The 15,570-nt window shown below is 62.0% G+C and carries 16 protein-coding genes; 11 read left to right on the top strand and 5 right to left on the bottom strand.

Annotated features, from left to right (window positions below; genetic code table 11):
• The first annotated feature begins 19 nt into the window (after positions 1-19).
• From ACI3GR_RS02855 to ACI3GR_RS02820, 8 genes are all read left to right on the top strand, one after another.
• A complete protein-coding gene (locus ACI3GR_RS02855) occupies positions 20-1,180 on the top strand; it encodes a DNA polymerase III subunit delta' (RefSeq protein WP_407492444.1) in 1,161 nt (386 codons plus the stop codon).
• A gap of 24 nt (positions 1,181-1,204) precedes the next feature.
• Positions 1,205-2,017: a TatD family hydrolase gene (locus ACI3GR_RS02850; protein ID WP_407492443.1), complete on the top strand. Its 813-nt coding sequence runs from the start codon at positions 1,205-1,207 to the stop codon at positions 2,015-2,017.
• Positions 2,017-2,814: an MBL fold metallo-hydrolase gene (locus ACI3GR_RS02845; protein ID WP_407493589.1), complete on the top strand. Its 798-nt coding sequence runs from the start codon at positions 2,017-2,019 to the stop codon at positions 2,812-2,814. The genes ACI3GR_RS02850 and ACI3GR_RS02845 overlap by 1 nt, the downstream gene beginning before the upstream one ends.
• Entirely contained in the window at positions 2,814-3,749 is a 936-nt protein-coding gene (locus tag ACI3GR_RS02840; protein ID WP_407492442.1) for an AEC family transporter, read from the top strand. The genes ACI3GR_RS02845 and ACI3GR_RS02840 overlap by 1 nt, the downstream gene beginning before the upstream one ends.
• Before the next feature lie 67 nt (positions 3,750-3,816).
• On the top strand, positions 3,817-4,611 hold the full coding sequence (locus tag ACI3GR_RS02835; RefSeq protein WP_407492440.1) for an enoyl-CoA hydratase-related protein: 795 nt from the start codon (positions 3,817-3,819) through the stop codon (positions 4,609-4,611).
• A 49-nt stretch (positions 4,612-4,660) separates the two neighbouring features.
• The gene (locus ACI3GR_RS02830) at positions 4,661-5,029 is read left to right on the top strand and encodes an S-adenosylmethionine decarboxylase family protein (protein ID WP_407492438.1); all 369 of its coding nucleotides are present in this window, start codon (positions 4,661-4,663) and stop codon (positions 5,027-5,029) included.
• A 102-nt stretch (positions 5,030-5,131) separates the two neighbouring features.
• The gene (locus ACI3GR_RS02825; RefSeq protein ID WP_407492437.1) at positions 5,132-5,902 is read left to right on the top strand and encodes a hypothetical protein; all 771 of its coding nucleotides are present in this window, start codon (positions 5,132-5,134) and stop codon (positions 5,900-5,902) included.
• On the top strand, positions 5,899-7,806 hold the full coding sequence (locus ACI3GR_RS02820; protein ID WP_407492436.1) for a sulfotransferase: 1,908 nt from the start codon (positions 5,899-5,901) through the stop codon (positions 7,804-7,806). The genes ACI3GR_RS02825 and ACI3GR_RS02820 overlap by 4 nt, the downstream gene beginning before the upstream one ends.
• Here the strand turns inward: ACI3GR_RS02820 and ACI3GR_RS02815 are convergent.
• Entirely contained in the window at positions 7,801-10,419 is a 2,619-nt protein-coding gene (locus ACI3GR_RS02815; protein ID WP_407492434.1) for a Hint domain-containing protein, read from the bottom strand. The genes ACI3GR_RS02820 and ACI3GR_RS02815 overlap by 6 nt on opposite strands.
• Before the next feature lie 218 nt (positions 10,420-10,637).
• On the opposite strand from ACI3GR_RS02815, the gene ACI3GR_RS02810 reads away from it, so the two are divergent.
• The 3 genes from ACI3GR_RS02810 to ACI3GR_RS02800 are packed head-to-tail and all read left to right on the top strand — an operon-like array spanning position 10,638 to position 13,585.
• A complete protein-coding gene (locus tag ACI3GR_RS02810; RefSeq protein WP_407492433.1) occupies positions 10,638-11,276 on the top strand; it encodes a TetR/AcrR family transcriptional regulator in 639 nt (212 codons plus the stop codon).
• 49 nt (positions 11,277-11,325) lie between these two features.
• The gene (locus ACI3GR_RS02805) at positions 11,326-12,288 is read left to right on the top strand and encodes an NAD-dependent epimerase/dehydratase family protein (RefSeq protein WP_407492432.1); all 963 of its coding nucleotides are present in this window, start codon (positions 11,326-11,328) and stop codon (positions 12,286-12,288) included.
• 1 nt (position 12,289) lies between these two features.
• Entirely contained in the window at positions 12,290-13,585 is a 1,296-nt protein-coding gene (locus ACI3GR_RS02800; protein WP_407492430.1) for a flavin-containing monooxygenase, read from the top strand.
• 72 nt (positions 13,586-13,657) lie between these two features.
• Here ACI3GR_RS02800 and ACI3GR_RS02795 read toward each other — a convergent pair whose 3' ends face one another.
• The 4 genes from ACI3GR_RS02795 to ACI3GR_RS02780 form a co-directional block, all read right to left on the bottom strand.
• Complete coding sequence (locus ACI3GR_RS02795; RefSeq protein WP_407492428.1) at positions 13,658-14,239, bottom strand: GNAT family N-acetyltransferase; 582 nt, start codon at positions 14,237-14,239, stop codon at positions 13,658-13,660.
• Positions 14,236-14,625 carry a ketosteroid isomerase-related protein gene (locus tag ACI3GR_RS02790; protein ID WP_407492427.1) on the bottom strand — a complete coding sequence of 130 codons (390 nt, stop codon included), beginning with the start codon at positions 14,623-14,625 and terminating at the stop codon, positions 14,236-14,238. The genes ACI3GR_RS02795 and ACI3GR_RS02790 overlap by 4 nt, the downstream gene beginning before the upstream one ends.
• Entirely contained in the window at positions 14,622-15,020 is a 399-nt protein-coding gene (locus tag ACI3GR_RS02785; protein ID WP_407493588.1) for an arsenate-mycothiol transferase ArsC, read from the bottom strand. Before ACI3GR_RS02785 ends, ACI3GR_RS02790 begins: the two co-directional genes overlap by 4 nt.
• 65 nt (positions 15,021-15,085) lie before the next feature.
• Positions 15,086-15,565, bottom strand: a complete 480-nt coding sequence (locus ACI3GR_RS02780; protein WP_407492425.1) for a UPF0262 family protein — start codon at positions 15,563-15,565, stop codon at positions 15,086-15,088.
• Positions 15,566-15,570: the final 5 nt, after the last annotated feature.

Below are 15,570 nucleotides of genomic sequence, written 5' to 3'. Positions count from 1 at the left end.
CCCCGGCATAACCAAGGCTATGACCGACAGCGACATCCCAGAACCAGACCGTATCGAAGGCGCGCCGCATCCGCGCGAAACGCTGCGCCTGCTTGGTCAGGATGCCGCTGAGCAAGCGTTCCTGACGGCCTACAACTCTGGCCGGTTGCATCACGGCTGGCTGGTCACCGGGCCCCGCGGGGTTGGCAAGGCGACGCTGGCTTGGCGGATCGCGCGATTCCTGATCGCCACGCCCGAGGTGGCTGGCGATGACATGTTCGGTGCGCCACCGCCGCCGACCTCACTGGACATTGCCGAAGATCATCCCGTAGCGCGCCGAATGCGCGCGGGGGCCGAGCCCGGGCTGTTTCTGCTGCGCCGGGGTGGGATGGGATCGACCGAAAAGGATCGCGACAAGAACCTGCGCGAGGGTAAGTTCTCCAAGGTGATCCGGGTCGATGAAACCCGCGCGATGAAGGGGTTCTTCAGCCTGTCTGCCACCGAAGGCGGGCGACGTATTGTGATTGTGGACGCCGCAGACGATTTGAACGTCAGCGCCGCGAACTCGATCCTGAAACTGCTGGAAGAACCGCCCGCACGCACCGTCCTGCTGCTGATCGCGCATCAGCCATCGCGGTTGCTGCCGACGATCCGGTCGCGGTGCCGGGAACTGCGGTTGATGCCGATGGAACCCGACGTGATCGCCGACGCCCTGCGTCAGGCCGACATTGATCCGCAAGGCGATCCCACTGCACTTGCCGAACTTTCGGGCGGATCAGTGGGCGAAGCGGTGCGCATGGTCACCATGGACGGACCGAAGCTTTACGCTGGGATCGTCGGTCTGTTGGCCACGATGCCGCGGTTCGACGCGTCCAAGGCCCAAGCACTGGCCGATCTGGCCGCAGGGCGCGGCGGCGAAGACCTGCGCGCGCTGATTTTCCACCTGTTGGATTTCGCCCTTGCCCGACTGGCCCGCACCGGAGCTACGGGCAAGCCCCCAGCTGTCGAGGCCGCCCCCGGAGAGGCCGAAATGCTGACCAGACTTTCGCCAACACCGGCGATGGGCCGTGCCTGGGCTCAGGGGGCCGAGGCCATCGGCGCACGCCTGCGTCATGGCGAGGCGGTCAACCTTGACCCTGCCGCGCTGATCCTTGATACCGTCTTCAAACTTCAAGGCATTGCAGAGGGTCAAGCAGCCTGATCGCGTGCCGGAACGCCAAGGCCCATGACCGACACCATCCAGATTACCGACAGCCATTGTCACCTCGATTTCCCGGATTTTGACGAGGAACGCGATGCGGTCATCGACCGTGCGATCGAGGCTGGCGTGACGCGTATGGTCACGATTTGCACAAAACTGGTGTCACTGGCCAAGGTGCAAGAGATTTCCGAGGGTCGGGCAGAAGTGTTCCATGCCTTTGGCGTCCATCCGATGTCGGTTGCCGATCATCACCCCGTCACCGTTCAGCATTTGGTCGAATTGTCCAAACACCCCAAGTTCGTCGGCATTGGCGAAACGGGTCTGGATTATCACTACACCGCCGACACGGCAGAGGCGCAGCAAGCCTCGCTTCGCGTGCACTGCGCTGCGGCGGCGGAAACCGGATTGCCGCTGATCATCCACGCCCGTGCGGCGGATGACGACATGGCGCGCATTCTGGCCGAAGAACACGCCAACGCCCCCTTCAGCTGCGTTATGCACTGCTTCTCATCCTCGGCGGAACTGGGCCGGGCGGCGCTGGATCTGGGGTTCTACCTGTCCATGTCGGGCATTGCGGCCTTCCCAAAGTCGCAAGACCTGCGGGATATCTTTGCCACCGCCCCGCTTGACCGGATCCTCGTGGAGACCGATAGCCCCTATCTTGCCCCGCCGCCGCACCGTGGCAAACGGAACGAACCTGCCTTCACCATGCACACCGCGAAGGTCGGGGCCGAGGTCTTTGGCCTCGACCTCGCTGATTTCGCGAAAGCGACGCAGGACAATTTCGACCGGCTGTTCTGGAAGGCCGCCGAATGGCAGAAAGCGCAGGCCGCCTGATGGGAGAGTTGCGGTTCACCATCCTTGGCTGCGGATCATCCGGCGGCGTGCCGCGACTGGGCGGCCATTGGGGCGATTGCGACCCCGAAAACCCGCGAAACGCGCGTCGTCGCTGCGCCCTGCTGGTGGAACAGGAACAGGACGGCGGCACCACACGCGTGTTGATCGACACCGGACCCGACATGCGGTCGCAACTGCTGGACGCGGGCGTCGGTCGGCTGGATGCGGTCGTCTATACGCATAGCCATGCGGACCATGTTCACGGGCTGGACGATCTGCGCATGATCGTCTTCAACATGCGCGAACGACTGACCGTCTGGGCGGATGGCGATACGCAGGCGGCGCTGCTGGACCGGTTTGCCTATGCCTTCGTGCAGCCAGAAGGCTCTCCTTACCCGCCGATTCTCAAGATGAAGACCATCGACGGGCCGTTTGTCATCGATGGTCAGGGCGGATCGATTACCTTCACCCCATTCAGCGTCAATCACGGATCGATTGATGCGCTTGGCTTCCGGGTTCGCGATTTCGCTTATCTTCCGGATGTGGCGCAGATGTCAGAGGAAGCGTGGGAAGCAGTCGAAGGTCTGGATTGCTGGGTACTGGATTCGCTGCGCCGTGATCCCCACCCGACCCATTCGCATCTGGAACAATCGCTGGCCTGGATTGACCGGGCGGCCCCCAAACGCGCAGTGCTGACCAACATGCACATCGATCTGGACTATGCCACGGTCGAGGCTGAAACCGCCGATCACGTCACCCCCGCCTACGACGGGATGCAGATCACGTACACGATCTGATGGGATCGCTTGTCACGGTCATCCTGCCGGTGTTCCTGCTGATCGGCGCTGGCTATGTGGCGACGCGATTTGCCAATTTCTCGCAATCGGCTGTCGACGGCTTGATGAAGTTCACACAGAACTTTGCCTTTCCCTGCCTGCTGTTCCGCGCCGTCGCCACTATTGATCTGGGCGAGGAATTCCACCTGCCGCTGCTGGCCACGTATTACGCCGCAGCCTTTTCCTGCTATGTGCTGGGCTTTGCGGCGGGGCGGTTCATCTTTCGACGGGATGTGCAGGACAGTATCGTCATCGGCTTTTGTTGCCTGTTTTCGAACACGCTGATGCTGGGACTGCCGATCACGGAACGCGCCTTCGGGGTCGACGCGCTGGCGCCCAACTATGCGATCATCGCGATCCATGCGCCGTTTTGTTACACCGTCGGCATCGCCTCGATGGAGGCGGCGCGGGCCAGCGGGTCTGGCCTGAACATCTTTGGCATTGCCGCGAAGATTGGCCGCCAGATGGCGCGCAATCCCTTGGTCATTGCGCTGTTCCTTGGCTTTATCGTGAACCTGACCGATTTTCAGGTGCCCGGTCCGCTGATGGATACGATCAAGATGATGGTCGCGGCCTCGGTTCCGGCGGCCTTGTTCGCCGTGGGCGGGGTGATGGTGCAATACAAGATCGAAGGCGATCTGCGCGTCGTGCTGGTCGTTTGTCTGATCACGCTGGTGGTGCATCCGTCGCTGGTCTGGCTGTTCAACGGCGCCTCGAACCTCGACACCGGTCAATTCCGGTCCGCGCTGATCACGGCCGCCGTGGCGCCGGGGATCAACACCTATGTCTTTGCCAGCATCTACGATCGCGCGAAACGCATCGCGGCCTCGGCTGTGCTGATCACCACGGCCGGATCACTGTTCTCGGTCTGGTTCTGGCTGACGATCCTGCCATGACGCCGCGATGCACTGGACATGCCTTCCGATAAGCGGAAAGGTGTTCCGCAAATACGGAGGAGCGAAAATGACCGAAGACCTATTGACCGACCGCAAGGACGGCGTCCTGACCATCACCATGAACCGGCCCGACCGTCGCAACGCGATGAGCCGCCCGATGATCTATGCCCTGCACGAAACGCTGGAAGAAGCCGCTAAGGACACCGATGTCCGTGCCGTCGTGCTGACTGGCGCAGGCGGGGCTTTCTGTGCCGGTGGCGACGTCAAGGCGATGAACGAAGGGGCCTTCCGCGATGCATCGTTCTATGAACAGCGCCGCAACCTTCGGGAGCGCATGGACTGCAGCCGCCTGCTGCACGAGATGCCGAAACCCACTGTCGCCGCGATCGAAGGTGCGGCAGCGGGTGCGGGTCTCTCGCTGGCTCTGGCCTGTGATTTCCGGATCGCAGCGGATACGGCCAAGATGACCACGGCCTTTGCTAAGGTTGGCTTGTCTGGCGATTTCGGCGGCACCTATTTCCTGACGCAGATCCTCGGCACCGCGAAGGCCAAAGAACTTTACCTCTTTTCCCCGGTCATCTCCGGCAAAGAGGCCGAGCGGATCGGTCTGGTCAACCGCGCGGTCGAGCCGGGCACCGCATTGGAAGAGGCGCTGAGCTACATCGCACCGCTTGCCCAAGGCGCACCGCTGGCGCTTGGCCGGATGAAGGCCAACCTGAACCTTGCCGCTGGCGGCGGGTCGCTGGTGCAGGTCATGGATCTGGAAGCGGACAACCACCAGTGTTCGACAGACACGGACGACCACCGCGAAGCGGCGGCAGCCTTTGTCGAAAAGCGCAAACCGCAGTTCACAGGGACCTGAGCCCGTCTTGGCTATTCCCCTTGACCATCGCCGGGGCTAAAACACGGTTATGAGTGATTTTTCCCCCGGCACCCAACTTCTGATCGATCATCGCGGCGGCAAGGGCATGAACGACCCTGCGCTGCTAGAGGCTGCGATCCGCGATGCGGTCTTGGCCCAAGACCTCGACATCGTTGCGGCGACGATCACCAAAGCCCCGGGCCGCGATGGCGTGACCGGGGCGGTGATCTTGTCCGAAGGGATCGTTGCGGTGCACAGCTGGGCGGATCAGAACTACGCCTCATTCGACGTGCTGGCACCGGGCGAAGGTGTCGCCAAGAAGATCGCCGATGCGCTGGCGCGGGCGCTTTTGCCCGACTGGACGCAGATCAAGGCGCAGAAACGCAACGATTTCACGCCCCTTCCACCGGCCACCTGACCCGGACGCATGTTCGGCCCGGCATGCTTGTCAGCCCGGGGCTTTGTCCTTACCAATCAGGACACCAAGGCGGCATGCCGCATCGGTTTTGGAGAACGGGCCATGCATTTTTCGGTAAATTACCTGCGGCATCACGACGATGCAAAAAGTGGCCCCGTGCGCGTTGGCTGGTGCTTGGCCGATACCGACAGCCCGGTGATCTACGATCCGCCGCGCCGGGTGCATTCACGCGACGCGCGCAAGGAACACGCCAAAAGCGCCGCCCGATGTCCCGCCGTTCTGAACCTTGAAAGCCGTTATTTCGAGGTGCCCTGCCCCTTCGACATGAACATCGGCTTTGCCCGCGACAACGAAGGCCGCCCCACCCTGCGCAATCTGGCAGGCGGCAGTAGTTCGATCCGTGGCTCGACCCTTGGTAAGAAGATCGTCATCACGAACGAAAAGGAATGGCGCTTTCCGGATCGGCCAATGATTCAGCTTAAGCTGCCCTATCTGTTCATCGCCGATGAGCCGGTCTATCTGACACAGCTGGACGCCTATCTGCATTACCGCCGCGACCCATTGCCCGGCACGATCTTTGGGGGGCGGTTCCCGATCAACGTCTGGCCGCGTCCGCTGATGTGGGCGTTTGAATGGCATGACACCGAAAAACCCATCGTGCTGCGCCGGGGCGATCCGCTGTTTTACTGCCAGTTTGAATTCGACAATCCCGAACGGACCGTCCAACTGGTCGAAGCCGAGATGACGCCCGAGCTAAAGACTTACCTCGATCACATTTCGGGTGCCGTGAACTACGTCAACCAGACCTTTTCGCTGTTCGAGGCGGCAGAGCGTGTGCGCCCCGACACCCTGCTGACGGCCCGCAAGTCGTGACCGATCAGACACCGGCGCAAATTCTGGCCGATGCGCGCAAGGCCATCGACGCGGGGCGCGTGTCTGACGGCTATGCGATGATCAAGCCACTGCTGGCCAAGCAGCCTTTCGATGCGAAGGACAGGATGCAGCTGGCCTATCTGCAGTTGGCCTGTGCGCTGTATTACACCGGTGATCTGGAGGCCGCGGCCAAGCTGAACGCCGAACTGCCCAGCCATCTGTGGCGCCCTCTGCGCTACCGTCTGTCGTTGCGACTGCGCGATCCCTACACGGCCAAGCGGCTGCGTCTGGACCCGGGCGTGACGGACCGCGAACGCGATGATTTCCGCACGACGGCGGGGCTCTACCTGCTGTGGAAGCAACGATATCGCATGGGCTTTCCGCTCTACGCCCGCCGCCACAACGCGATCCTGTTCCCGCGCGTCGTACCAAAGACGATGACGCATGTACCTTTGCCCGACGATCCCAAGGATGATGTGGACATGATCATCTTGGAACAGGGCTTGGGTGACGTGCTGTTCCACCTGGCGCACGTCAAACACGAAGGCGCTCATGAGACATCGACCTTCGTTGGCCTGCGCAAATACGGATCGATCATCCGGCGGTATTTCCCCAAGGCGACATTTCTGCCTTATGACGCTGTGGGCGATCAGGGCCTGAAGGCCCATCTGGCCGCGGATTTCGTCGGACGGGGCTACGCTCGAACCGGCAAGGTCGCCGCGCCCGTCACCTTTGATCGCGCCTATCGCCGCGCCGGAGAGCCGCCTGTCTGGGGCATCTGCTGGCGCGGCGGATCGGGCCAGAACCGGCGGGAAGAGCGTCACATTCCCTTGCAGATGTTTCTGGACCTCTTGCCGCACGATGGTCGCTACATGGCACTGCAATTCGACATGTCTGAAGAAGAACGGCAGATCCTGCTGGCCGACAGCCGCTGCATGGTGCCGATATCCGACATCACCGCCAATCCGGTTGAGACGATGGCGATCATCCGGCCCTTGGCTGGCGTCATTTCCGTGGATAGTGCGAATTGGCATATGGCGGGGCTGTGCAACGTGCCGATCCTCGCCATCATGAACAAAACCGTGCATTGGTTCTGGGGGCCCGACAAAACCGCCGAAAGCGCCTATCCCTGCGCAACCACCGTCCCGAAAGAAGAGTTGCGCGCCGACATCGTTGGCGACTGGGTCGGCGACACCCGACAGGCTTGGGCAGATCGCCCGGTCGCGGCGCGTGTGCAGACCACCGAACTGCGGCGTCGCCCGGTTCTGGTGGCGGGTCTGCCGCGATCCGCGACGTCGATGACGATGCGGGTTCTGCATGATCACGGGCTTTGGCTGGGTGATACCGTGCAGGGCAACAGCGAAAACCCGCAGGGCTATTTCGAAAACCGGGCGATCCGCGACGGGATCGTCAAACCCCTATTGTCGAACCTTGGGGCCGATCCGGTCGGGGTTCGGTCCTATCCTGCTTGGGACGTCCTGCCACCCTGCCCGCCCTTGTCGCGTCAGATCGCGCGGGCGTTGCGGCGCGAAGGCTATGACGAAACGGTGCCTTGGGGGTACAAGGATCCCAAGCTGACGTTGCTGTGGCAGTTGTTCGACCGGTCGTACCCGCAGGCGATCTGGGTGATCGTGACGCGGGACCGGGACAAGGTGATCGACAGCCTGTGCCGCACGTCTTTCATGGCACGACATTCGACCAGCCCGGAGTATTGGAAGCCCTTCTGCAACGCCTATGAACACAGGTTGAACATGTTGCGAAACAGCGACGCGACGGTCTTCGACGTGGACAGCGACGCCTTGGCATCGGGGGATTTTTCGCAGATCGCGCCCGTGCTGGCGGCCACCGGGCTAACCTTTGATGCCGATATCGCCGCGCAATCCCTGATCAAGCCCAGCCTATAGCGACGGATGCGCACCCGGTTGCACGGGCCGGAATGGGACGGCCGCGGGGTCCATCAGCAGTTGCGCTTCGAACGCGCGAAGCATGGGGCGCGCGGGTTTCGCACTGAAAGGCTGCGGCAGATGCGCCAAGGCTTCGGCCAAGTCTTCGCGCTGAAGGGTGGTCAAAGTGCTTAACCCGACCTCTCCGGCCAAGAAGCTTTCGGTCTCTGCCCCTTCGGCATAGATGATTTCGTGCCGGTCGAGGCACAGATGGAAATACTCGACCTCTCCGCCGTGGTCCTGCGTGATGTCGCCCCCGTCGATCATATGTTTCGCGGCGACCAAGACCTCGGGTTCGCCAAACAGCATTTCGGGCTTCCACCCCGTGACCAGCATGCGGTGTTGGGGCGACACGCGCAATTCCCGGTCATTGCCGACCGTACCGGGGGCAAACACCACGGGGGCGGCAGGGCCGACGGCATCGACATCGCGATGGCCAATCCATCGCAGCGGCTGGGGCCCATGATCCTTAGTCACCAGCAGATTGCCCTGGCGAAGGTTCTCGACCCGGCGATATCCCTGATCGGTCGCCACGCGCGTGCCGCGCGCCAGACAGATGACCCGTTCAAAGCCGCTGAAGGTCGCCACGTCGCCGTTCGTGAAATGGATCGTGCCGCTTTGATCGGTGCCCGGGTCATAGTTGATGACCGTGATTTGCCCACCATCCGCCAGCGTGGAGACGTCAAGAATATCCCAATCCGTGTCGCCGGGGTCTTCGCCGCCGTAAAGGGCATAGTTGTTGGACCCCAGCAGCGTGACGAAATCGTCGCCCGACTGGCCATAAATCGTGTCGTCGCCGCTGGTCGTGGTGATGCTGTCATTACCTTGGCCGCCGTAGATCGTATCGGCTCCTGCGCCGCCGTTCAGAACGTCGTCGCCAGACCCGCCTTCGACCGAATCCGCCCCAGCGCCCGCCGCGACCGTATCGCTGCCAGCGCCGCCAAAGACCCGGTCATCGCCAGAACCTGCCAGCAGAGAGTCCCCGCCTGCATCGCCATTCAGCGTGTCAGCCCCCTGCCCGCCCAGCATCGTATCGTCACCAGAGCCGCCGAACATCGAGTCGTTGCCCAGACCGCCGGACAGCGTGTCGCCCCCCGCGCCGCCATACAGAAAGTCATCGCCGGTATCGCCGGTCAGGGTGTCCACTCCCGCCCCGCCGTAAATCGTGTCGCTGCCCTGACCGCCAAAGACCTCGTCAGCGCCGCCGTTGGTCGAGATCTGGTCGCCGCCTTCCCGACCGTAGATCGTGTCGCCACCCGCACCACCTGTCACGGTGTCGGCGCCGGATGTGGCATAGATCGTCTCAATCTCGCTGAACGTGATGGTGTCGGCGCCCAGAACGATCGTCCCGGCCTCAGCGCCTGAGTAGGTGACGTTCAGAGGCCCGGCGAGAGAGGAGAAATCCAGAAGGTCGTTGTCGGAGCCGCCTTCACCGCCGATAACGGTGTCGCTGCCCGGCGTGCCCGACATGTTGAAGGTGTCATCACCCGATCCGCCGACCATGTAGTCGGGCGACCCACGGCCATCCATCCAGTCGTTGCCAGCACCGCCAAAGAAGACGTTGGTGTATGCGTCACCCGTGGCGGAATATGTATCGAAGCCGATAATCGTATCATCGAACGCCGTCCCGTAGGCCCCGTCCATGCCCGAGCCCATAAAGTCGCCAGCCGCCGCGCCGCCGATGCTTCCAGTGCTGAAATTGACGCTTATTGCGCCGCTTTCGCCACTGAAATCGATGTAGTCGATCCCCGTGCCGCCGTAGTAGCTGTCGTTCCCCGCACCGGAAAACAGCGTGTCCGATCCGTCGCCGCCGTAAAGCGCATCATCGCCGGAATCGCCGTGAATGGCGTCGTCGCCGCTGTTGCCGTTCAGGCTATCGTTCCCGGCCCCCCCGTAAATCGTATCATTGCCCTGACCGGCCAGAACGGTGTCGTTGCCGCCATAGGCCATGATCTGATCGTTATGACTGCCGTCACCGTTGCCGATCTCGTCCCACTGGCCATCGGTGAAACCATCGCTCATGTAGTCTGACCACGGGTTCCCGCCGACCGTTCCGTCCTGCGTCCCGACGATGTTTTCAATCCCGCGGTATTCCATGACCTCGCCATTGGCGAAAACGATCTGGCCGTTGCCGGAACCGCCGCTTGGGTTGATCTGGACGATCGTCGTCCCGGTCAGCGTCGAGAAATCCAGCGTATCGTCGCCGGATTGACCTTCGACATAGGCGCTGGTGCCCTGAACGACATAGATCAAGTCGTTGCCGCGCCCGCCGTAGATGTCGTCGTCGCCCGAGCCTATGTAGATTGTATCGTTGCCAAAATCGCCCTCTAGGGTGTCTTGGCCCGTGCCGCCGTAAAGCACGTCATCGCCGCTGCGGCCTTCGATAGAGTCCGCGCCAGAGCCGCCGTAAATCGTGTCATTGCCCTGACCCGCCGCAATGGTGTCATTGCCGCCGTAGCCATAGATCAGGTCGTTCAGGCCGTCGCCGCCGTCAACCTGATCCCCATCTGCATCGACAGATAGGGGAACGATCGTGTTGCCGCCGGATGTACCGTCGTATTTGCCGTCAGCCATTCTGCCTCTGCCTGCGCCCGGTTCTGTGCCGGGGCCCGTCATCCGTGACCGGTCGCGCGTGTCACGTGCTCTGGGCCAATATTGGGCAGGAATAAGGCGGAAATGAGGCGGACCGTGATCGGTTCGGGCAAAGCCCAAACGTCGCAGGCCCTTATCGGCATCTGGGTATTCCCAAGCCTCTGTCCGGGATCTATCACCAGATAACCAAGGGAGGCGACATGCCCAAACCCACCAAAAGCACCCGCCCCAAAGGCTGGCGCAAGGCCGAGATCATAGACGCCGCCGCCCAGTGTTTCATGGAGCGCGGCTATCACGCGACCAGCGTCGACGATGTGGCCAATCGGATGAACGCCACCAAGGGGCGCATCTATCACCATTACGCCACCAAGACCGACCTGTTCTTTGACGTGCACCGCGAAGGCATGGCGCGTCTGTTCGCGGCCATCGCCCCCGTCTTGGAGGACACGTCTCTTGGCCCCCGCAACAGGTTGATCGGACTTCTGCAGGCCCATGCCCGTGCCATGATGGATCACCACACGTTCGAAACCGTCGTGGCGCAGGGTGTCCAGGTGCATCGGTTCGATCAGACGACCGAAGACCAGCGCCAGACGATGCGCGACCTGATCTCGACCCGGGACGATTTCGAATCGATTTTCAAAACCGCGCTGCAACAGGCCGTTGATGCGGGTCAGGTGGCGCCCTGCGATACCTCGGTCACGGTAAAGGTGCTGCTGGGCGGTTTGCAGTGGTCGCTGTTCTGGTACCGCCCGAAGCCGCGGGAAACGGCTGCGGACCGGGCGGATTTGGCCGACAAGATGGTCGCCCCACTGATCCACGGCTTGACCGCGCCGGATTGACAGTCAAAATCATACCGATCAGTATGTTTTCGACAGGATCGGAGGAAACATGCGGGTTATTATCACGGGGGCTGCGGGCTTCTTAGGGCGGCGGTTGGTGCACGCGCTGGTCGAAAAAGGGGCTATCGTCGGTCCGTCAGGTCGCGCAGAGCCGATTACGGAACTTGTCCTGACAGACATTGGCCCGGTGTCGCCGCCTACGGTGCCTGAGGGGTGCACAGTGTCGGCAATCCAAGGGGACCTGTCCGACCCAGCGATCCTAGCCAAGGTGACAGAGCATCCCTTCGACAGTGTGTTCCACCTCGCCTCCCAACTCACCTTCCACGCAGAGGCTGACCCCGATGCCGCTTGGGCGGTGAACGTCGCCCCATTGCAAGCTTTGATCGCAGCAGCGAAGGGCTGCCCGCGGATCGTCTTTGCCTCCTCCATCGCGGTCTTTGGGGGGACCTTGCCGACCGAAGTGGCCGACGACCTCGCGCCGCTGCCCATGACGACCTACGGCACGCATAAGGCGGTGAACGAATTGATTTTGGCGGACGCGTCCCGCCACGGACGGATCGACGGGCGCAGCCTGCGCTTGCCTATCGTTCTGATCCGCCCCGGGGTCGCGCAGCCCGTGGTGTCGGACAAGGTCGCCGCAATCGCCCGGGAACCGCTGGAGGGCCGCGATTTCGCCGCGCCGCTGTCAGCACAGACCGAGGTGCCGGTAACCTCAGCCGGGTCGGTGGTGGCAGGGTTGATCGCCCTGCACGATGCAGACCCTTCCCGCCTGCCGCCGAAACGCGCACTGAACCTGCCCGCTTTGACAATCACGGTGGCGGAAATGGCGTCATCCGCCGCCCGCGCCGGGGCGACGGGCCGTGTGACGATCCAGCCCGACGCAGACATGCAGGCGGTGGTGGATGGGTGGCCCAGCCACTTTACCTCTCGCTATGCCGCAGGGCTGGGGATCGCCAGCGACGCCAACTTCGACGCTGTGATCGCCGATTACCTAGCCCATAGGGACCTGTGACATGAGCAAGACTTGCATCATCGGCGCAGGATCGTCGGGCATCACCGTGGCCAAGGCGCTGAAAGACGCAGGCCAGAATTTTGACATCTATGAAAAAGGCAGCCAGATCGGGGGGATGTGGCGGTACGAAAACGACAACGGTCGGTCCTCCTGCTACGCGTCGCTGCATATCGACACCAGCCGCCCGAACCTTGGCTATACCGATTTCCCCATCGACCCTAAGCTGCCCGATTTCCTGAGCCACGAGCAATTCCTTGGTCATCTGGAGGCTTATGCGACGGCTTTCGGCATCCCCGACCGGGTCCAGTTTAACACCTCGGTGCAGTCGGTCGTGCCGCAATCCGACGGTTACGCCGTGACCTTGGATAGCGGGGCGTCGCATACCTACGACCACGTCGTCATCGCGACAGGCCATCTGACCGACACGCGGGTCCCAAATTTTCAGGGACATTTTGGCGGCTCAACCATCCACTCGCACCATTACCGCACCTCCGATCCCTACATCGGCAAACGCGTGCTGGTGGTGGGCATCGGCAATTCCGCCGTGGATATCGCCGTGGACCTGTGCCGACGGGCAAAGCATGTAACCTTGTCGACCCGCCGGTCCGCGTGGGTGATGCCCAAATATCTGATGGGCGTGCCGATCGACCAATGGTCCGGCTTTCTTGGCCGCAAGCTGAAGCTGCCCACGCCTGCCGTGCGCCGCATCATGGCCCAGTTGATCAAACTGGGCGTCGGGGATCAGCGACGCTTTGGCCTGCCCCGGCCCGAACATCCGATGTACCGCGAACACGCGACGCTGAGTCAGGACCTGCTGCCCAACATCGGCCATGGCTATATCGACGTGAAACCCAACGTGGACGCGTTGAAAGGTGACCGTGTCGCCTTTGTCGACGGGACCGAGGCGCCCTATGACGCGATCATTTACGCCACCGGATACGACGTTCGGTTTCCGTTTCTGGACACTGGCGTCTTTGACCCGGACAGGCAGCTGGGCGAGCTCTATCGCCGCATGGTCGTGCCCGCCCACCCCGGCCTGATCCACGCGGGTCTGGTACAGCCCGTAGGCCCCACGATCCCGCTGGTGGAAACGCAGGGCAAGTGGATTGCGGCGCTGGCTTCGGGCGCGATGAGCTTGCCCGACAAATCCGCGATGGAAGATGAGATCAGGGCGCACCGCGATTATCAGAAGCGCACCTATCTGGATGCGCCGCGCTACACGCTGGAAGTGGATTACAAGCTGTATACCAAGCAGATGAAGGCCGATATGGCGCGCGGGATTGGCGGGGTAGCCTGAGGTTGCGCCATGAGACGCGGCAGAGGGCGCTGCCCTCCGCACCTCCCGGAGTATTTTGGGAAAGATGAAGGATCAGAGACGGCGCATCCAGAATTGCAGGGGGTGATCCGTTTCCGCCTGCTGATCGATGTCGCGCCATTGGAAATGCGCGACGACACCGGGAAGCGGTGCGTAGCCCCGGCTGCGCCAGAAGGCGTCATGGGTGCGTGCGTTTTCGGGGCGCAGCGGATGGTCCGATGGGCGCAGGACCGAACAGAAGGCACTGTAGCCGCGGCCCAGTTTGCGGGCATGGGCCTCGCGTTCGTCGAAGAAAGCGTGGCCCAGGCCTTGGCCGCGATAGTCCGGTAACAGGACCGACTCCGCGCAGTAGAAAACCTGATCCAAGGGTTCGGGGCGGTCGGCGAAGGGGGCTGCGAAATCGTCGGCGTGACATTCCAGCCCCATACCAGTGGCCGCACCGATGATCTGCGCGCCGTCAAAGGCTGCGACCACGATGGCGGTCGGGTGAAGGTAGTCTTTCAGGTAGTTCCGTTCATACTCCAGATCGCCGTCATAGAGGTACGGCCAGTCGCGGAACACACGAATACGCAGCCGGGCCAGATCGTCCAGCGCGTCTTCCAAATCGGGGCCGGTCAGAACGCGTAGCTGGGTCACGAGACCTGAGAGATCCAATCGGCGAGGTTGTAGTATGTGGTCACCCGCGCGATTTTGCCGTCCCGCAGAGTGAAGAAGGACCCGGCTGGCAGGCGATAAGTCTGGCCGGATGCTTCTGGCAGGCCTTCATCCGTCTTCAGGTAAGTGCCGTTGACCATGAATTCCGCCGCGGCACGGGTTTCATCCTCGGACACGAAAACCACCAGTTCGGTCAGCGTTTCCTGATAGCAGTGGTCCATATGCGCGCAAAACTCGGCGAACAGGTCTTTGCCAATCCGTACCTGTCCTTCGTTGACGTGGTGGGCCACGTCATCGGTCAGACAGGCCAGCATTGCCTGCGTGTCGCCCGCGTTGAAGGCATCGAAATAGGTTTCCACGATATTCATAGGCGTACTTTCGGCGGGCCAAAGCGTTGTGCCAGATTTTCGGTGATCTGGTCGCGGCACTGGCGGTAGGCGTTGAGTTTCTGTTCCCGCGTCTCACCGATCCCCGTGGGGTCCATGATGGGCCAGAAATCAACCGAGAGGTGGTAAAATTTGGTCAGGTCCAGCGCGCGTTTCTGGCTGGCAGAGGACAGCGCGACAATCAAATCAAAGCTGGAGAGGTCATCGCCAAACCGCTCCATCTCATCGAAAGACCGAGAGCGGTGGCGCGATAATTCGACGCCGATCTCTTCGCAGACGGCGATGGCGAAGCCGTCGATTTCAAGATCATTGTAGCAACCTGCGGACTGGACATAAGTGCCCGTGCCGTAGAGCTTTTTCATGATGCCTTCGGCCATAGGCGACCGAACGGCGTTGTGGTCGCAGCAGAACAGCACGGATTGTGGTAGGTCTGCTGCCACGCTTAGCCCCCGAAATGCAGCACGCAGATCAGCGTGAACAGGCGGCGGGCGGTGTCGTGGTCGACCTCGGCCTTGCCTTCCAGACGCTCGACGAGAACGCGCGCGCCTTCGTCGTGGATCCCACGGCGGGCCATGTCGATGGTTTCGATCTGGGCGGGCGGCAGGTTCTTGACCGCGTCGAAATAGCTTTTGCAGATGGCAAAGTAGTCTTTAACCACCTGACGGAACGGCCCAAGCGACATGATGAACTGCGCGGCCGGATCGCCGTTTTCGGTTTTCACGTCAAAGACCAGACGCTTGTCCTGAATGGACAGGTCTACCTTGTAGGGGCCGTCGGGCACGATGCGATCATCCCGCTTTGGCAGGGTGAAAGAGTTTTCTTCCAACAGGTCAAACATCGCCACGCGACGTTCCTGTTCGATTTCCGGTGTGGGCGGCGGCAGATTGCGGTCGTCCAACTCGATATGGGCTATGTAGGACATTGGTC

Source organism: Pseudooceanicola aestuariicola, assembly GCF_045763785.1.
Taxonomy (GTDB): domain Bacteria; phylum Pseudomonadota; class Alphaproteobacteria; order Rhodobacterales; family Rhodobacteraceae; genus Pseudooceanicola.
Note: the sequence above shows the minus strand (reverse complement) of the source record. Positions and strands in the feature narration are given on the sequence as shown.